The sequence below is a fragment of the Streptomyces sp. RLA123 genome, assembly GCF_056270165.1.
On record NZ_JBWDOR010000003.1, the window covers coordinates 4617007 to 4633769 of the forward strand.

At 72.5% G+C, this 16763-nt stretch carries 15 protein-coding genes; 7 read left to right on the top strand and 8 right to left on the bottom strand.

Annotated features, from left to right (window positions below; translation table 11 throughout):
- Positions 1 to 7: 7 nt before the first annotated feature.
- Positions 8 to 757 carry an SIS domain-containing protein gene (locus RV983_RS21045; RefSeq protein ID WP_475987300.1) on the bottom strand — a complete coding sequence of 250 codons (750 nt, stop codon included), beginning with the start codon at positions 755 to 757 and terminating at the stop codon, positions 8 to 10.
- Positions 758 to 869: 112 nt separating this feature from the next.
- Between RV983_RS21045 and RV983_RS21050 the strand changes: the two genes are divergently transcribed.
- Together RV983_RS21050 and RV983_RS21055 are read left to right on the top strand one after the other, a co-directional pair.
- Positions 870 to 1562, top strand: coding sequence for an iron-dependent transcriptional repressor DtxR (locus RV983_RS21050; RefSeq protein WP_475987301.1), 693 nt, complete (start codon positions 870 to 872; stop codon positions 1560 to 1562).
- 314 nt (positions 1563 to 1876) lie between these two features.
- Positions 1877 to 2743 (top strand): alpha/beta fold hydrolase, encoded by an 867-nt coding sequence (locus RV983_RS21055; RefSeq protein WP_475987302.1) that lies wholly within the window; start codon positions 1877 to 1879, stop codon positions 2741 to 2743.
- A gap of 198 nt (positions 2744 to 2941) precedes the next feature.
- Here RV983_RS21055 and purU read toward each other — a convergent pair whose 3' ends face one another.
- Together purU and RV983_RS21065 are read right to left on the bottom strand one after the other, a co-directional pair.
- Positions 2942 to 3820 (bottom strand): formyltetrahydrofolate deformylase, encoded by an 879-nt coding sequence (gene purU, locus RV983_RS21060; protein ID WP_475987303.1) that lies wholly within the window; start codon positions 3818 to 3820, stop codon positions 2942 to 2944.
- Between the two features lie 70 nt (positions 3821 to 3890).
- On the bottom strand, positions 3891 to 4337 hold the full coding sequence (locus RV983_RS21065) for an SCO4402 family protein (RefSeq protein WP_475987304.1): 447 nt from the start codon (positions 4335 to 4337) through the stop codon (positions 3891 to 3893).
- Between the two features lie 161 nt (positions 4338 to 4498).
- Between RV983_RS21065 and RV983_RS21070 the strand changes: the two genes are divergently transcribed.
- Positions 4499 to 5776, top strand: coding sequence for an ABC transporter substrate-binding protein (locus tag RV983_RS21070; protein ID WP_475987305.1), 1278 nt, complete (start codon positions 4499 to 4501; stop codon positions 5774 to 5776).
- 419 nt (positions 5777 to 6195) lie between these two features.
- Here RV983_RS21070 and RV983_RS21075 read toward each other — a convergent pair whose 3' ends face one another.
- Together RV983_RS21075 and RV983_RS21080 are read right to left on the bottom strand one after the other, a co-directional pair.
- Complete coding sequence (locus RV983_RS21075) at positions 6196 to 7500, bottom strand: hypothetical protein (protein WP_475987306.1); 1305 nt, start codon at positions 7498 to 7500, stop codon at positions 6196 to 6198.
- A gap of 173 nt (positions 7501 to 7673) precedes the next feature.
- Positions 7674 to 9056, bottom strand: a complete 1383-nt coding sequence (locus RV983_RS21080; protein ID WP_475987307.1) for a transcriptional regulator — start codon at positions 9054 to 9056, stop codon at positions 7674 to 7676.
- A 262-nt stretch (positions 9057 to 9318) separates the two neighbouring features.
- Here RV983_RS21080 and RV983_RS21085 point away from each other — a divergent pair, with 262 nt between their 5' ends.
- The 3 genes from RV983_RS21085 to RV983_RS21095 are packed head-to-tail and all read left to right on the top strand — an operon-like array spanning position 9319 to position 12439.
- Positions 9319 to 9993, top strand: a complete 675-nt coding sequence (locus RV983_RS21085) for a bifunctional DNA primase/polymerase (RefSeq protein WP_475987308.1) — start codon at positions 9319 to 9321, stop codon at positions 9991 to 9993.
- Positions 9994 to 10019: 26 nt separating this feature from the next.
- On the top strand, positions 10020 to 10874 hold the full coding sequence (locus RV983_RS21090) for an ABC transporter ATP-binding protein (RefSeq protein ID WP_475987309.1): 855 nt from the start codon (positions 10020 to 10022) through the stop codon (positions 10872 to 10874).
- Positions 10871 to 12439, top strand: a complete 1569-nt coding sequence (locus RV983_RS21095) for a transporter (protein WP_475987310.1) — start codon at positions 10871 to 10873, stop codon at positions 12437 to 12439. The genes RV983_RS21090 and RV983_RS21095 overlap by 4 nt, the downstream gene beginning before the upstream one ends.
- A gap of 218 nt (positions 12440 to 12657) precedes the next feature.
- Here RV983_RS21095 and RV983_RS21100 read toward each other — a convergent pair whose 3' ends face one another.
- A complete protein-coding gene (locus RV983_RS21100) occupies positions 12658 to 13875 on the bottom strand; it encodes a maleylpyruvate isomerase N-terminal domain-containing protein (protein ID WP_475987311.1) in 1218 nt (405 codons plus the stop codon).
- A complete protein-coding gene (locus RV983_RS21105; protein ID WP_475987312.1) occupies positions 13872 to 14420 on the bottom strand; it encodes a sigma-70 family RNA polymerase sigma factor in 549 nt (182 codons plus the stop codon). The genes RV983_RS21100 and RV983_RS21105 overlap by 4 nt, the downstream gene beginning before the upstream one ends.
- 228 nt (positions 14421 to 14648) lie before the next feature.
- Between RV983_RS21105 and RV983_RS21110 the strand changes: the two genes are divergently transcribed.
- Positions 14649 to 15026 carry an STAS domain-containing protein gene (locus RV983_RS21110; RefSeq protein WP_475987313.1) on the top strand — a complete coding sequence of 126 codons (378 nt, stop codon included), beginning with the start codon at positions 14649 to 14651 and terminating at the stop codon, positions 15024 to 15026.
- A gap of 52 nt (positions 15027 to 15078) precedes the next feature.
- Here RV983_RS21110 and RV983_RS21115 read toward each other — a convergent pair whose 3' ends face one another.
- Positions 15079 to 16143, bottom strand: a complete 1065-nt coding sequence (locus RV983_RS21115; protein WP_475987314.1) for a tetratricopeptide repeat protein — start codon at positions 16141 to 16143, stop codon at positions 15079 to 15081.
- Positions 16144 to 16763 lie beyond the last annotated feature (620 nt).

Below are 16763 nucleotides of genomic sequence, written 5' to 3' on the forward strand. Positions count from 1 at the left end.
CGTGCGCTCAGCGGCGGTAGAAGATCCGGTCCCGGTACTCGTCGAAGACCGCCGCGTTCCACTCGTGACCGCCGTCCACGTTGCCCGAGCGCAGCATCGGAGGGGTGATCCCGCGCTCCGCGAGCCGCTGCGCCGCCGTCGCGACGACCGCCTGCATCAGTGCGCTGGTGACCACGGTGGAGGCCGGCCCGAAGGGCGCCGGGATCCCCTCGACGGAGAGTTCGGCGTCACCGAGGGCGATCTTGCTGTCGATGACGATGTCGCAGTGGTCCTTCAGGAACGTCCCGCTGGAGTGCCGCGACCGGGTCTCCTTCGTGTACGCGACCGAGGTGACGCCGACGACCGTGACCCCCATGGCCCGCGCGTCCCGCGCCATCTCCACGGGCAGGGAGTTGCGGCCGGACAGGGAGACGACCACCAGCACGTCGCCGGCGCGCAGCGGCGAGGTCCGCAGGACGACCCCGGCGAGACCGTCGACCTGCTCCAGGGCGCTGCCGAGCGTGGCGGGGACGACGTCCACCCCGACCGCTCCCGGCACCGCGAGCAGATTGACCAGCGCGAGACCGCCGGCGCGGTAGACGACGTCCTGGGCGGGGAGCGAGGAGTGCCCGGCCCCGTAGGCGAACACCCGCCCCTCGCCGGCCACCGCGTCCGCGACGGCGGTGGCGGCCGCCTCGATCCCCTCGGACTCCTCGTCCCTCACGCGCCGCAGGAGTGCGATGGCGGCGTCGAAATATGTGGTGGCCAGATCGGTCATGCCGAGAACCGTGGTGCGGACGGCGTCCGCCTGTCAACCGCGGGGGGCCGGTTGTCGGTCCGATGCGTCAGAATTGAGGCCAGGGCCACGCACGAGCCACCGAGGGGCACGCATGTCCGGACTCATCGACACGACGGAGATGTATCTCCGCACCATCTTGGAGCTGGAGGAGGAAGGCGTGGTCCCCATGCGCGCCCGAATCGCCGAGCGACTGGACCAGAGCGGTCCGACCGTGAGCCAGACCGTCGCGCGCATGGAGCGCGACGGCCTGGTGCACGTCGCCGGCGACCGGCATCTGGAGCTGACCTCGGAGGGCCGCCGCATCGCCACCCGCGTGATGCGCAAGCACCGGCTCGCCGAGTGCCTGCTGGTCGACGTGATCGGCCTGGAGTGGGAGCACGTGCACGCGGAGGCCTGCCGCTGGGAGCACGTGATGAGCGAGGCGGTCGAGCGCCGTGTCCTGGAGCTGCTGCGGCACCCGACGGAGTCGCCGTACGGCAACCCGATCCCGGGCCTGGAGGAGCTGGGCGACAAGGACGGCGCGGACCCGTTCCTGGACGAGGGCATGGTCAGCCTGAGCGAACTGGAGAACGACCACTCCGGCGCGAGCGTGGTGGTACGGCGGATCGGCGAGCCCATCCAGAACGACGCGCAGCTGATGTACACGCTGCGGCGGGCGGGTGTGCAGCCCGGCGCGGTGGTGTCCGTGACCCCCTCGGCGGGCGGTGTGCTGGTCGGCAGCGGCGGCGAGGCCGCGGAGCTGAGCAGCGAGACCGCCTCGCACGTCTTCGTCGCCAAGCGGTAGGTGTCCGGCGCACCGGGAGGCTGCCGTGGTGGGAGGGACTCCGGCGCCTCCCCGTGCGCCGGAATCCCCTCCTCCCCCTTTCCCCGCCCCCTCGTCCCCGTGGAGGCCACCCGGATCCCCGAGCTGTCCGGGTGGCTCCCCGCTGCCCGTCTTCCCCGCCGGGCCGCGTCCCGCTGAAGTCCTCCCCTCGGCACGCGCCGACAATCCTTGAGCGCTGTCACTCGAAAGAGCGGTGTTGCGCGTGTGAAGCTCCTTCTCGAACAGGAATTCGATAGCGTGGGGTTCTGAGAACGTCACGCACCAGGGGGCGCCACATGGCCAGGCGTAGGGAAATCACCGGAGCGGACGGCCTTCCGCTCACCGCGTGGGAGCACGCGGGCGGGCCGGGAGCGGCCTCCGGCCCCGCCGTACTGCTGCTGCACGGCCTGATGGGCCGTGCCTCCCAGTGGGCCGGCACCGCCCGGCGGCTCGTCGGCCGCCACCGCGTCGTCGCGCTGGACCAGCGTGGGCACGGACGCAGCCCCAAGCCCGAGGGGCCGTACTCGCGGGAGGCGTACGTCGGCGACGCCGCCGCCGCGATCGAACAGCTGGGGCTCGGCCCGGCCGTTGTCATCGGGCACTCGATGGGCGCCCTCACCGCGTGGCAGCTCGCCGCCAGCCGGCCTTCCCTGGTGGGCGCCGTGGTGCTGTGCGACATGCGCGCGGCAGCCGTCGGCGAGGCCGACCAGCGCTCCTGGGAGGACTGGTTCCGGGCCTGGCCGGTGCCCTTCGCCGACCTGGACGCGGTGCGCCGGTGGTTCGGCGAGGAGGACCCCTGGGTGGAGGGCCGCCGTCCGGCCCGCGGGGAGTTCTTCGCCGAGGTGATGGAGGAGGCCGGCGACGGATGGCGCCCCGTGTTCGACCGGCGTCACATGCTGCGCTCCCGCGAGCCCTGGGTCCACGACGCCCACTGGGAGGAGCTGGCCCAGGTCTCCTGCCCCGCGCTCGTGGTGCGCGGCCTGGACGGCGACCTCGGCCGCGCCGAGGCCCAGGAGATGGTCCGCGTCCTGCCCCGGGGCGCGTACGCGGAGATCCCCGACGCCGGGCACCTGGTTCCCTGGGACCAGCCCGAGGCCTGGTGCACGGCGGTCGAGACCTTCCTCGCGGACGTCGCGGAGACACCGGTCTGCCGCGCGGGGTAGGGCCCACCGGGCGGTGTTCGCCCCGCCGGACGGCGGCTGTCATGAGGCTGTGTGACGCCGTCGCGGGCAAAGGCGTGATGGGAAATCCGCTGCAATCCCCGAGATGGTGACCGCAAGGTCTGAGCCGGTTCGAGTCCGGTAGCCCGCGGCGGTGCCGCGAGGTCTGTGCCGGGTACCCGGGGACGCTCTGCCGGGGCGTCAGGCGAAGACGACCGTGCGGTGGCCGTTGAGCAGCACGCGGTGCTCGCTGTGCCACTTCACGGCTCGAGCCAGCGCCTGGCACTCCACGTCGCGGCCGACGGCGACCAGTTGATCGGGGGTCAGGTCGTGGCCGACCCGCTCGACCTCCTGCTCGATGATCGGCCCCTCGTCGAGGTCGGCGGTCACGTAGTGCGCCGTGGCGCCGATGAGCTTCACGCCGCGGGCGTGGGCCTGGTGGTAGGGGCGGGCGCCCTTGAAGCTCGGCAGGAAGGAGTGGTGGATGTTGATGATCCGCCCGGACAGCTCCTTGCACAGGTGGTCCGAGAGCACCTGCATGTAGCGGGCGAGGACGACCAGCTCCACGCCCTCCTTCTCCACCAGCGCGAGCAACTGGGCCTCGGCCTCGGCCTTGGTCTCCTTGGTCACCGGGATGTGGTGGAAGGGGATGCCGTAGGAGCCGACCAGCTCCGTGAAGTCGGTGTGGTTGGACACGACGGCGGCGATCTCCACCGGCAGCGCGCCGATGCTGGTGCGGAAGAGCAGGTCGTTGAGGCAGTGCCCGTACTTGCTGACGAGCAGCACGATCCGCATCCGCTCGCCGGACGGCGTGATCTGCCAGTCCATGCCGTAGGCGTCCGCGACGGCGGCGAAACTGGCCCGCAGCTTCTCCGCGCCGACCGGGTGGTCGGACGTGAAGTGCACCCGCATGAAGAACAGTCCCGTGTCCCGGTCACCGAACTGCTGGCTGTCCTCGATGTTGCACCCGGTCATGAAGAGGTAGCTCGACACGGCGTGCACGATGCCCGGCTTGTCGGGGCAGGACAGCGTGAGGATGTACTGCTCGGACGGCTGCGGTGACTCGTCGGCGGCGTTCACGGGCCTAGCCTCGCACACCCGGCGCCGGCTGATCCAAGACGTCCACCGGCCGGTCTCCGGGCGGTTTCCGTCAGGCGGTCCGCATGTAGATCTTGAGGACGTCCAGGGAACGCGGCGGCGTGTCCGGGTCCTCGCCGTCCGCGGCGGCCAGGCGCACGTGGGCCTCACGGGCCGCGCGGACCGCCTCGGGCCAGGCGTGGTGCTCCAGGTAGGCCGAGATCGGCGCCTCGGCGCCCACCTGGTGCAGGATCTTCAGGACGCGCAGTACGGCCACGTCGACGAGCGCGGCCTCCTGTGAGTCGCGGAAGACCGTCCCCACGTACTTCTCGGCGGACCAGTTGTCGAGCCAGGTGTCCTCGACCAGGCGATAGACGGCGTCCGTTATGTCCCCGTAGCCGGGCCGGCCGACCAGCCAGGTCTCCTGGTGGAAGACCGGGTCGCTGATCATGTGCAGCGCGGAGCGCACATTGGCGCGCCAGCGCCACCACGGCATGTCATTGAGTGGCATGTCTCCCATCGTGGAGGAGCGGACACGCCGGCGGGAAGACTTCTCGGCACTCTGCACAGTGCACGATCGTACGTGCTCCGGATAGGGGCACATTATTTTCACCCTCCCGTTGTCCTGCGTTCCCTCGCGTTCACCCTGAAGTTGCGGAACGAGCGGAATCGTCCCGTTCCATGAGTGATTGGCGTTCGCGAACGGCCGTTCCCCTTGTCAGCGCGGCGGCCGGTGTCGCTCTGCTGGTCGGCTGCGGCGTGCTCCCGGGGGGGACTGGGGGTTCGACCGGACCTCTCGTCGTGATGACGTGGGCCCCGCAAGGCACCAGTGCGACCAACATGCCGGGTATGCCGGCCATGGCGCAGACCTTCGCCAAGTACGTCAACGCCAAGGGCGGCATCGCAGGACGCGAGCTGAAGGTCATCGCCTGCAACGAGCACAACACCTCGCTGGGCGCACAGGATTGCGCGCAGCGGGCCGCGGACGAGGGCGCCGTCGCCGTCGTCGGTTCGTACAGCCAGTACGGCGCGGCGTTCACCTCCACGCTGGAGGCGGAGGGCATCCCCTACGTCGGTGGCTACGGCGTCACGCAGGACGAGTTCGAGAGCCCGCTGTCGTACCCGATCAACGGTGGTCTGACCGCGCTGATGGCCGGCAACGGCCGCCAGCTGGCCGGCAGATGCGACAAGGTGAGCCTGGTCCGGCCCGACACGGCGGCCGGCGATCTGTTCGCCCGTTCCCTCGACACGGGCCTGCAGGACGCCGGGCGTACGAAGGCTACGGACCTGCGCGCCAAGGAGGACTCCACCGACTACAACGAGATCGCCAAGCGGGCCGTCGGTGACAACAAGTCCGACGAGTGCGTCAGCGCGGCCCTCGGTGACAAGACGGCCACCTTCTTCGACGCCTTCCGCCGCACTACCACCTACAACGCGCTGACCGGCAAGGACGAGGAGCCCAAGGCCCTGATCGCCTCCGTGCTCGGCAGCGTGCAGCAGTCCACGCTCGACAGCACCGGCGGCCCGAGCAGCCCGCTGGAGGGCGCTTACGTCACCGGCTGGTACCCCCCGGCCTCCGACGCGCGCTGGGCGACGATGCGCGAGGCCATCGACAAGTACGCGTTCGGCAACAACGACATCGACCCCGACGACCCCGGCGTGCAGACGACGTGGATCGCCTACACGGCCTTCGCCGAGGTCGTCGACGAGATGGGCAAGGACACACCGGTCACCGCCGCCACGGTGAAGATCGCGTTCGACAAGGCGCACGGGATCTCCACCGGCGGGCTCACCCCGCCCCTGGGATGGCGCGAGCAGGATGCCGCCTCGATCATGGACCAGCCGCGCATGGTCAACGGCAAGGTGACCTACCAGAAGGTCGTGAAGGGCAAGCTGGTCGCCGTGAGCAAGGGCTTCGTCGACATGAAGAGCACGCTGGAGAACGCCCCGCGCGAATGACAGGGGAGTACCGGCGAAACGGGCTCCGGGCAGTGGCGAAAGTCGCAGTCCGGGGCCCGTTTCCCGTGTTGGCCAAGGGGGTGCGCCTGAGGGGGCGTTGTCCGCCGAGGGCCAGGTGTCCAGCCACGTCGTGATCTTCCGGCGGTCGGTATGGGCGACCGCGCCAGGGCACCTGTCCGGCCTCCACGCCCCGCAGCCGGCCGGCGGGGGCGCTTGTGCGGGTGGGGCGCCGCCGATCATCTGGCGTGAGCCGGTCCGTGGGAAACGACTCTGCCGACTCGATGGGATCCCCTGACCAGCGCATTTCGTCGGTGCCCCGATGAGCCGGAAACCGGCCCGGACCACGGCCGGCAGCGCAGGGAAAAGCCCCGGAGCCGTGTGCTCCGGGGCTCTTGCGCGGGCGGGCGGGACGCGCCCGGTCAGATCTGGGTGTACTGGTGCTCGGTGAGGTCGTACTTCTTGGCGATGGCGTTCCACAGGCCGACGGCCGTCTTCTTGGCCTGCGTGGCGTTGCCGCTCTCGTTGTCGCCGGCGGCGCGCTGGGGGGTGGTGCGGGCCCTGCCGTGCTTGCACATCCGCTTGCCCTGGCCCACCTGGTCGGCCCAGGCGGCGTAGTGGTTGTCGGCGGCGGCCGAGGCCGTCCACGCCTTGTTCAGCGCCTCCACCAGCCGCTGGTGATCGGGCAGCTGGTTCACGGAGAGGGTCTTCAGCCGCGCGATCAGGTCGCCGCGCTGCTTGGCGGCCGCCCGCAGGTCGGTGGCCGCCTGGCCGAGGTTGTCGCACTGGTTGATGTTCGCCACCGCGTTGATGACGGAGGTACGGCTGCCGCCGCTCTCCTTCAGCAGCGTGTCCAGCTCCCCGGCCTGCTTCTCCGCCGCGCTCGCGCCGCCGCCGGAGGTGTCCGGGGCGGTGGAGGAGGCGGGCGACTGGCTCGAGGCCGCCGCCGGACTGTCGTCGTCCCCGCCGCTCATGAGTGCTCCGGCGGCGAGGCCGGCTATCGCGCAGCCGCCCACGACGATGCCTATGACGGCCAGCGGGGAGAGCTTGCGGCTCCGGCGGGGCTCCTCGTACGCGTCGTACGTGTCGTACGCGGGGGCCTGCGGCTGCTGCTGGTAGACCGGCGGCTGGTACGCGGGCTGCTGCTGCGGCACGTTCTGCGGCTGCGACGGGCTGTCCTGGCGGTACAGGTGGCCGAAGTCGTCCTGCGGCTCCTGCTGGGGTTCCTGCGGGTAGCCGTACGCCGGCGCCGCCGGGGCCTGGGGCTGCGGCAGGTACGGCGACTGCTGAGGGGAGAGGTCCTCGTAGCGCGGCAGGTGCTGTGTCGCCTCCGCCGCGCCCGGGGCGCCCGGCCGGACGTCGAAGGACGCCTGCTGGGGCGACGCCGGGAACGGGGGCAGCAGCTGGGTGGCGTCGGCCTGGCCCTGGAACTGCGGCAGGGGCTGCCCGGCGTCGTGGGAGGCCGGGGGCTGCGCCTGCGGGTAGGGCGGGAACAGCTGCGTCGCGTCGCTGTCCGGCAGGGGCGCCTGGTGCCCGTAGTAGGGGTCCTGCTGCACCGGCTGGCCCCAGGGCCGGCCGCCGGCCGGCCCGCCGCCCCACGCCGGGGGCAGCTCGGGCTCGGGTGCGCGCCCCTGTGCGGGCAGCACCACGCCCTCGTGCACCTCCGGATACGCCTCGTCACCGCGTCCGCCGTGCATCACCGCTACCTCTGCCTTCTCCGTCGACACGGAATCGTCGGCTCACGCTACCGGGTCGGCATCACAAGGCAACACGCCGCGGGGGGTCCGCGAAGTACCCATCAGGTGCCCCGACGCAGAACAAGGTGCCCGCGGTGGTGGGTTGATGTCGTTCGCATAACGATTCGGTTCCGCCCCCCGGCAGGCCGGGGGGCGAATCCCCTTTACGCCGCCGCCTCCTGCTCCTCCGCACGGGCGTCGAACTCCCGGACCGCCGACTCCGCCGCATACGGCTGGAGGCGCATCCGCAGGTCCTCCAGATACTCCGCCCCGCGGTTGGAACGCAGCGTGGACAGCAGCTCCACGGCCTGCGCCCCGGTGTGGCAGGCCTGTTCGACCTCGCGCTGCTGCACCTGCGCCTGGGCCAGCACCAGGAGCCCGATCGCGCGCCTGCGCGCCTTCTCCGGGCCCAGGGCGGACAGCGCCTCCTCGGCGCGGCGCACCGCCTGCGGCGCCTGGTTGAGGTCGCGGTGGCAGTGCGCCAGTTCGTCGGCGAGATAAGCCTGGTTGAAGTGGGCGATCCAGTCCGGGTCGTCCTCCGGGACCGCGTGCTCCAGCGCCTCCACGGCCTGCCCGGCGACCGCGCCGCAGGCCCGCGCGTCGCCCATCAGCGCGTGGCCGCGCGCCTCGGCGGCGTAGAACATCGCCTGCGCGGTCGCGGTGACCTGGCCTCGCGCGCCTTCCTGTGCGGCACGGGCGAGTTGGGCGATCTCGCGCGGGTTGCCGAGCTGCGCGGCGAGGTGGCTCATACCGGCCGCCAGGACATAGCCCCCGTACGCACGGTCGCCGGCCGCCTGGGCCAGCCGCAGCGCCTGGATGTAATAGCGCTGGGCGAGTCCGGGCTGACCGGTGTCGACGGCCATGTAGCCGGCGAGTTCCGTCAGCCGCGCCACGGCGGAGAAGAGCTGACGGCCCGTCGCCTCGCGGTAGGAGCCAGCGAGGAGGCCGGAGACCACGCTGTTGAGGTAGTGCACCACCACCGGGCGTACGTGCCCGCTGCCGAACCGGTGGTCGAGTTCGTTCAGCGCCCGGGTCGTGGCCCGCACGGCTTCCACGTCGGACATGCCGACCCGCGGCCCGCCGGTGCGCGCCACCTGCGAGTCGGCGCGGGTGATCAGCCAGTCACGGCTCGGCTCGACCAGCGCGGAGGCGGCCACGGAGGAGCCGGTCAGGAAGTCGCGGCGGCCGACGTCGCTGCGCCACAGCTCGCAGACCTGCTCGATCGCGCCCAGGACGGTGGGCGAGAAGTGCAGGCCGACGCCGGTGGCGAGGTTCTTGCCGTTGGCCATGCCGATCTCGTCGATCGTCACGGTGCGGCCCAGCTTGCGGCCGATCGCCTCGGCGATGATCGCCGGGGCCCGGCCCCTGGGTTGCTGGCCGCGTAGCCAGCGGGCCACCGAGGTCTTGTCGTAGCGCAGGTCGAGGCCGTGCTCCGCCCCGCACATATTGACCCGGCGGGCCAATCCGGCGTTGGAGCAGCCGGCTTCCTGGATCAGTGCCTGCAGCCTCTCGTTCGGCTGACGTGCGACGAGCGGTCGTGCGGCCATGGGCTCCCCCTCATAGCTGCCGCTTGTGCGGGACCTCAAGATCCCTTGCTTGAAGATCCCTTCCCGGTACGCGCCTCTCGGATTCGCCGCAAACGACATAATTTGCGGCTGGATGCATGCCTACACACTCAAGAGTGATTACCCGGATCATGTACGACCTCCACCGCGCGCCCCCATGCGTGCATCCGTGCGCCCGTCATGACCCGCGAGGTGGACTCGTCACCGCCCGTAACCCGTGCTCAGCGCCGCAGTTGTGATGGTCGTGGAAAACACGGTGGACGACACCCTCGCAGCCCCCCGGCAGACCGCCGGCCCACTCCTCGACACCGCGGTCCGTTACGCGGAGGAGCGGCACTGGGATGTGCTCCCCGGAGCCTGGCTCATCGACGGGACCGGACCGGTGGCGGGCTCCGGCGGTCGGCGCACCGCGTTCTGCTCGTGCGGCGCGCCCCGGTGCCCGGTGCCCGGCGCGCACCCCCTCACGGCCGACTGGACCGGCCAGGCGAGCGGCAGCGCCGCCGCCGTGCGCCGGATGTGGCTGGACCAGCCGGACGCCTCCATCCTGTTGCCGACCGGTCGTACCTTCGACGCCATCGACGTCCCCGAGGTCGCCGGCTGCCTCGCGCTCGCCCGGATGGAGCGGATGGAGCTGCCGCTGGGCCCGGTGATCGGCACCCCGGACCGCCGGCTGATCTTCTTCGTGCTGCCCGGCGCCGGGGCGAAGGTGCCCGACCTGCTGCGGCGGCTCGGCTGGTCGCCGTCCTCGCTGGACCTGGTGGTACGCGGCGAGGGCGACTGGGTCCCGGCGCCGCCCACCCGGCTGGCCGGCGGCCGGAGCGTCCAGTGGGCCCGCAAGCCCACCGCGGTCAACCGCTGGCTGCCCGACACCGAGGAACTGCTCAGCCCCCTCGCCTACGCGTGCGGGCGGACCAGGTAGCCACCGGGGCGGCATAGGCTGGGCGGATGCCGAACGAACCCGCCACGCCGCCCGCCGTGCGCGTCCAAGGACTCTGGAAGCGCTTCGGGCAGCAGGCCGCTGTCGCCGGGATCGATCTGACGCTGCCCGCCGGGCACTTCGTCGGGCTCGTCGGCCCCAACGGCGCGGGCAAGACCACGACACTGTCCATGATCACCGGGCTGCTGCGGCCGGACGACGGCACGGTCGAGGTCGCCGGGGCCGACGTCTGGCGCGACCCGGTCGCCGTGAAGTCCCGGATCGGCGTGCTGCCGGAGGGACTGCGGCTCTTCGAGCGGCTCACCGGGCGCGAGCTGCTCGCGTACACCGGGCGGCTGCGCGGCATCCCGGGAGCCGAGACCGACCGCAGGGCGGCCCAGCTGCTGGACGTCCTGGACCTGGCCGGGTCCGCGAACAAACTGGTCGTCGACTACTCGACCGGCATGCGCAAGAAGGCCGGGCTTGCCGCGGCGCTGCTGCACAACCCCGAAGTGCTCTTCCTGGACGAGCCGTTCGAGGGCGTCGACCCGGTGTCGGCACAGGTGATCCGGGGCGTCCTGGAGCGCTACACGGCCTCGGGCGCGACGGTCGTCTTCTCCTCCCACGTCATGGAACTGGTGGAGAGCCTGTGCGACTGGGTCGCCGTGATGGCGGCCGGCCGGATCGTCGCGCAGGGACGGCTCGAGGAGGTCCGCGGACAGGCGTCGACGCTGCAGGACGCCTTCCTCACCCTCGTGGGGGCGCACGACCGGGCGGCGGGCGGCGAACTGGACTGGCTCGGCGGAGGCGGAACCGGCGGAACCGGTGGAGCCGGCGGCAGTGGGAAGCGCGGTCCCGGCGGGCAGGGAGCGGGACGGCCGTGACGGGGACCTTCGTACGCCTCAAGCTGTCCGTCATCCGCAACGGGCTGCGGCAGTCGACCGGCCGGACGGTGGGCTGGATCGTCGGCACGCTCGTCGCCCTGCTGTACGCGCTCGGCGTCGGCGCGGTCCTGGTCCTGCTGCACGGCAACCACTACGCGCCGGTCGCGGCCGTCGGCGCGGGGACCGTGCTCGCCGTCGCCTGGGCGGCGATGCCGCTGTTCGTCTTCGGCGGCGACGAGACCCTCGACCCCACCCGGCTGGCGATGCTGCCGCTGCGTCCGCGCCCGCTGGTCCGCGCGCTGCTGGTCTCCTCCCTGGTGGGCGTCGGACCACTGCTGACGGTGCTGGTGGCGGCCGGGGCAGCGGTGGCCGTGGCCCACGGCGCGGTGTCGGTGGTGGCGGCGTTCGTCGCCGTGCCCCTCGTGGTGGTGCTGTGCGTGGCCCTGTCGCGGGCCGTGGCGGCCGCCAACACCCGGCTGCTCACCAGCCGCAGGGGGCGCGACCTGGCGCTGCTGAGCGGCGTATTGGTGGCTGTCGGAGCCCAGTTGGTCAACCTCGGAGCCAACGCCCTCGCCTCCGGCAAGGGGCTGGAGCGGCTGGAGGGCGTCACCTCCGTGCTGCGCTGGCTGCCGCCCGCCTCCGCGCTGGACGCGGTGCGGGCGGCCGGCACGGGGGCGTACGCGCTCGCCGTCGCCGAACTCCTGTGGACGGGTGCGGTGCTGGCCGGTGTCCTGGTCTGGTGGCACCGCAGCCTGGACCGGCTGATGACCCGCCCCGACTCCTCCACGCTCCAGGCGTCGGGGCCGGCCCGGGTGCGCAGCACGCGCAGGCTGTTCCCCGAGGGCCGCGCCGGGACGGTGATGGAGCGTCAGTTCCGCTACGCCTGGCGCGACCCGCGCACCAAGGCCGCCTGGGCCACCGCGCTCGCCGTGGGACTGCTGCTGCCCGTGGTCTCGGCCGTGCAGCACGGCAGCGTGTACTCCGCGTGCTGGGCCGCCGGACTGCTCGGCCTCCAGATGTACAACCAGTTCGGCATGGACGGCTCCGCCTTCTGGACCGTCGCGGCGACGATCTCCTCCCGCGAGGACGCCTACGCCGAACTGCGGGCCCGCGCGCTGGCGATCGCGGTCGTGGCCGTCCCGTACGTCGCCGTGGTCACGGTCGGGGCGGCGCTGCTCCTGGACCGCCTCGACGCGGTGCCGGAGACGCTCGGGCTCTCCTTCGCGCTGCTCGGCGCGCTGATCGCCACGGGCGCGTGGGCCAGTGTCCGCTTCCCGTACTCCATGCCCAGGGAGAACCGCTTCGGCAGCTCCGCCGCGCCGGGCCAGGGCAGCCTGGTCTGGCTCAGCCTCGTCGGGGGCGCGGGCACGGGGACCGTGCTCACCCTCCCGGTGCTCGCCCTGCTGATCTGGCTGCACGTCGCGGACCTCCATGGCGCCCTGTGGCTCCTCCTGCCGGTCGGCTGCCTCTACGGGGCGCTGCTCGCGGCCGCGGGCGTGCGGTCGGCTGCGCCGCGCATGCACGCCCGGCTGCCGGAGATCCTCTCGGCGGTCAGCAAGGGGTAGCGCTCCGCCGCGCCGGGTGTCGTGGGCGCGGGTGTCCTGCGGCTGGTCGCGCGGTTCCCCGCGCCGCTCCGGGGGGCGTTTGGCCGGGTCGCCTGATGTCCAGGGGCGGCGCTGTACGGGTGGGCGCGGTCGGCGGTCGGCGGTCGGCGGTCGGCGGTCCCGGCGGGGACCGGCGCGGTCGGCGGTTCGGCGGGCGCCCGTTGCCTGGGGCGGGTTGGTCAGAGGCGGGACAGGGACGCGGTCGCGAACAGGACGTCGCGGATGGCGTCCGGATCGCCGCCGCGGCCCGCGGCGATGCGGGTGGGCGGCAGGTGGCCGGCGGCGAGCTGGCAGAAGTCGATCTGGTCGACGGCCAGTTCCGCGACGACGTTGTCAGGCGAGCCGAGGGCGCCCGGGGAGTCGAGGCAGATGAACCAGTGCCCGCCGCCCGCGCCCTCGACGTGCAGGTCCAGGGTGCGCCCGGGGGCGCCCGCGCGCACCAGGCGCGCCGGGGAGTCCGCCAGCCCGGCCTGGCGCAGGCCCGCGAGCGCCAGCGGGAGCATGCGTGCGGCGAGGTCGATCATGCTGTTGAGGTGCGCCGGCGCGGGCGGCCCGTACTCGGGGTAGTCCAGCGCCTGGGCGATGTCCTCGGCGTGGATCCAGCACTCGAAGGCACGGTCGATCAGGGCGTCCCGCATGGGCACCACGATGTCCGTGAAGTCGACGGGCAGGCCGCCGGTGCCCGTGCCCGCGAAGGACAGGGTGCGCACGATGTCCCGGGTCTGGTTGCGCCACTTGTTGCGCACGAAGCCGCGGGTGTGGTGGCGGCAGCGCTCTCCCGCCAGTTCGGTGCGCTCCAGGCGCGTGCGGGGCGCCCCGGGGCCGAGCGGGTCGTCGAGGCCGAGCGCGGTGGCCACGACGCCGTCCACCGAGCCGAGGTGGGCCAGGACCCCGCAGAGCGTCAGCTCGCGCTCGCCGCCGGCCCAGACGAGCTGGACCGGCAGATCCCACTCGTGGTCGCCGAGGTCGGACAGGAGCGCGTCGAGCCGGGCGGTCTCCGCGTCGTAGGGCGCGGCCCACTGGGGGACGGGGATACGGGCCGGGCGGCGCCCGAGGCAGCTCTCCAGGACGCGGGCGCGCAGCAGCGGATCGAGGTCGAGGGACTCCTCCTGGTGGAGGAGTTCGACGGCCCGGCGCAGCCGCAGCGCCTCGTCCGCGCACGGCGCGCACGAGGTGAGGTGCCCGTCGACGGCGAGCGACTCGTCGAGTGAACAGGCGGACAGCGCCCAGGCACCCAGGAGGGAGCGGAGCACGCGGTGGTCGTACCGGGGCTGTTCGGGCTGCATGGTCACGCTTTCCGGGAGCGGGCCGTCCTCGGCGGCACCGCGGGGCGTCGGCACACGGGGCGGGGTGGACCCGTGCGGGGAGGTGTCGCCGTCTCCGGCGGGTCCGGTCACAGAGCACGCCCCTCGGGGGCGGGGTCCTGCATGGCGGTGGAGAGCAGTTGCAGCCCGAGCCGCAGCCGGCGGCGGGCCTCGTCCTCGGTGACGCCGAGGTCGGCGGCGGCGGCGCGGTAGTCCATACGGCTGCGGTAGGCGAGGTCGAGCGCCTGGCGCAGGGGTTCGGGCATGGAGGTCACGATGTAGTCGGCGCGGGCGGCGGTGTTCGCCTCCCGGAGCCGGGTCTCGACCTCCTCGGGTGTGCCCTCGCCGACGCTCTCGGACAGCCGCAGCCGGTGCACGGCCTGCTTCTGCGTGAGCCCGGCGATCCAGGAGCGCAGCGAGCCCTGCTTGGGGTCGTAGGCGTCCGGGTTCTCCCAGATGTAGCCGAAGACCTCACGGGTGATCTGCGCGGCGGTCTCCTCGTCGTCCATGACGCGGTGGGCGAGGCTGTGCACGAGGGAGGCGAAGCGGTCGTACAGCTCCCCGAGGGCGGCTTCCTCGCCGCGGGCGAGCCGTTGCTGCATCTTGCGGTCCCAGCGGGGTGGTGCGGATGCCGCCATGCGTCGTCCCCCCTCTTCGCCTTTGTCGCCGTCGCCCGACTCCGGTCGTCCTGCCTCGCATCGAATGTATCCGCCCGCTGGTGTCGTGTACGCCGCCTTGAGGCAAGCTTCTGCCGAAAATGATCAATTCTGGTAACGCGTTATCCGTGTGTGACCGAAAGATTGCGAGGAAGTGGCTTGGGCAGGGCATAGGGACAACAGAATCGGTGACGGGAGAGGGGCCGGACAGTGGCGTTGAAGGTCACGCACGACGAACGGGGCGGCTGGACGATCCTGACCGTTTCCGGCGCATTGGACCTCGTGACCGCCCCCGCCGTACGCCAGCATGTGCACGATGCCGTCGCCGACGGGCGCCACAGCCTGGTACTCGACCTGGCGAGTGTGGACTTCTGCGACTCCAGCGGGGTCGGCGTGCTCATCGCCGCCCGGCGCCTGATGCGTTCCTGCGCGGGGCAGTTGCGGCTGATCCTGCCCTCCGACGTGCGGGGGAACAGTGCCGCGCACGTCAACAAGGTGCTGGCCGCACTGGGAGTGCGGCGGCTGTTCGAGGTGTTCCCCGACATCGAGGCGGCGACCGACGACGACGCGGAACCGCTGTCGGCCTGACGCGCCGGGGGCCGGGCGCCCGGCCCCCCGTGCGAGCCTCCCGCGGGAGGTCCTACGAGTCCGCGGGAGCCGGTCCCAGCGTCGTGGTGCCGATCGCGGCGCGGTGGCCGAGCCCCGTGCGGTAGGCGTCCAGCGCGGCCTCGACCCGTCCCGCCCGGCGCAGCAGATCGCCCAGCAGCCGGCAGATGTCCGCCAGGTCCCCGGCCGCGCCCGCGCGTTCCAGCAGGGCCAGGGCGGAGACGTAGTGCTCCTCCGCGGCCTCCGGGTCGCCGCGCTCCTCGGCCAGCAGCCCCAGCAACCGGTGCGCTCCGCCCGCGTGGACGGCGCCGCGCCACGGGCCGAGCTGGTCCAGCAGCCGGGTCAGCAACTCCTCGGCCTCGATGGACTTGCCGCGCCGGCGCAGCACGTCGGCGAGCTCGACCTCGACCTGCACGGTGAACAGCACCGAGCGCCCGGCCGCCAGCATGTCGCGGGCGGTGCGCAGTTCGCGCTCCGCCTGCTCCAGATCGCCGTCCTGGGAGTGGACGTAGCCGCGCATCCAGTGGCAGTGCGCCAGTTCCGTGTGCAGTTCCAGGCGCTGGAAGATCTCCTGGGCCTTGGCGAGGGAGGCCTCGGCCTCGCCGGTGCGTCCCGCCACGATCAGGGTGCGGGCGATGCTGCGGTGCATCAGCGCGACGAGGGCCGGGTCGGCCGCGTCGGGCGCGAGATTGAGCGCCTGCTCCGCGGCGTGGGCGGCGCGGGCGTAGGCACCCAGGTCGGTGTACGGGCCGATCGCCGCGACGTGCAGCATCAACAGGGCGTCGGGGTCGGGACGGCCGCCGGACGCCGCCTCCGTCTCGAGCCGCGCGATGCCCTCCTCCAGCAGGTGGGAGGCGTACCGCACCTCGCCGGCCAGCAGGTGCGAGACCGCCCGGCCGCGCAGCGCGGTGGCCCGGCGTGCCGGTACCGCCTCGGGGTCCGCCTCGAAGAGGCGCCCCGCGCTCTCGAAGTGGGCCCGGGCCTCCATGAGTTCGCCCGCGTCGAGTGCGGCCTCACCGAGGCGCAGCCGCACCTGAGGATCGTCCAGGTCCTCGTCCAGGACATCGTGCGTTCGGTCCCCGTCGTCCTGTGCGCCCACCGTGCCCCATTCCCTCCGGATCTCTTGCGGAGGAGGGTACGCGGCTTTGCACCGGCCAGGCCTCACGCTTTCGTAAAGCGTGCGGCATGCGGTACTTGCGCACCTCGCCCGGGGGTCCTTTCCCGCGCAGCCGCAGCCGCAGCCGCCGTCCGCCACCCGGATCCGGGGCGGAGGTGCATCCGCACGGGAAACGGGCATGGGTCCTGGGAGCGCGGGCGCGGGGCGGTCGGTCGCGGACGGTGGGGCGGTCCGCGCGGAGTGCCCGGCCAATGGCGCACGTTGCGGCATTTAATGAGGCATGTCGGATTCGTCCGAGATAAGTGGTGAGCGGTGTCGATATCGGGTTGTGTCCGAGGTGTGACTCGTCACGCCATGGAGTCGGGGGTCGCCTCGGGTACGCTCCATCGGGTGCGTGTGGTGCAGGAGCGCGACGTGAGCAGTCGAAGCACGGCCCAAGGGCCGGGCAGGCGACCGGTGTCGGGCTGTGCTCATTCGACCCGTGATAAGTCCCGCACAGTATGCAGCACCCCTCCCCCTTCGCGCTGGAATATGCCCGAAGCGCTTGTTGGGGTGACTGTCGGTCAATCATGCTGTGTTGCGAAGGGGTCACGCTTGGTGAC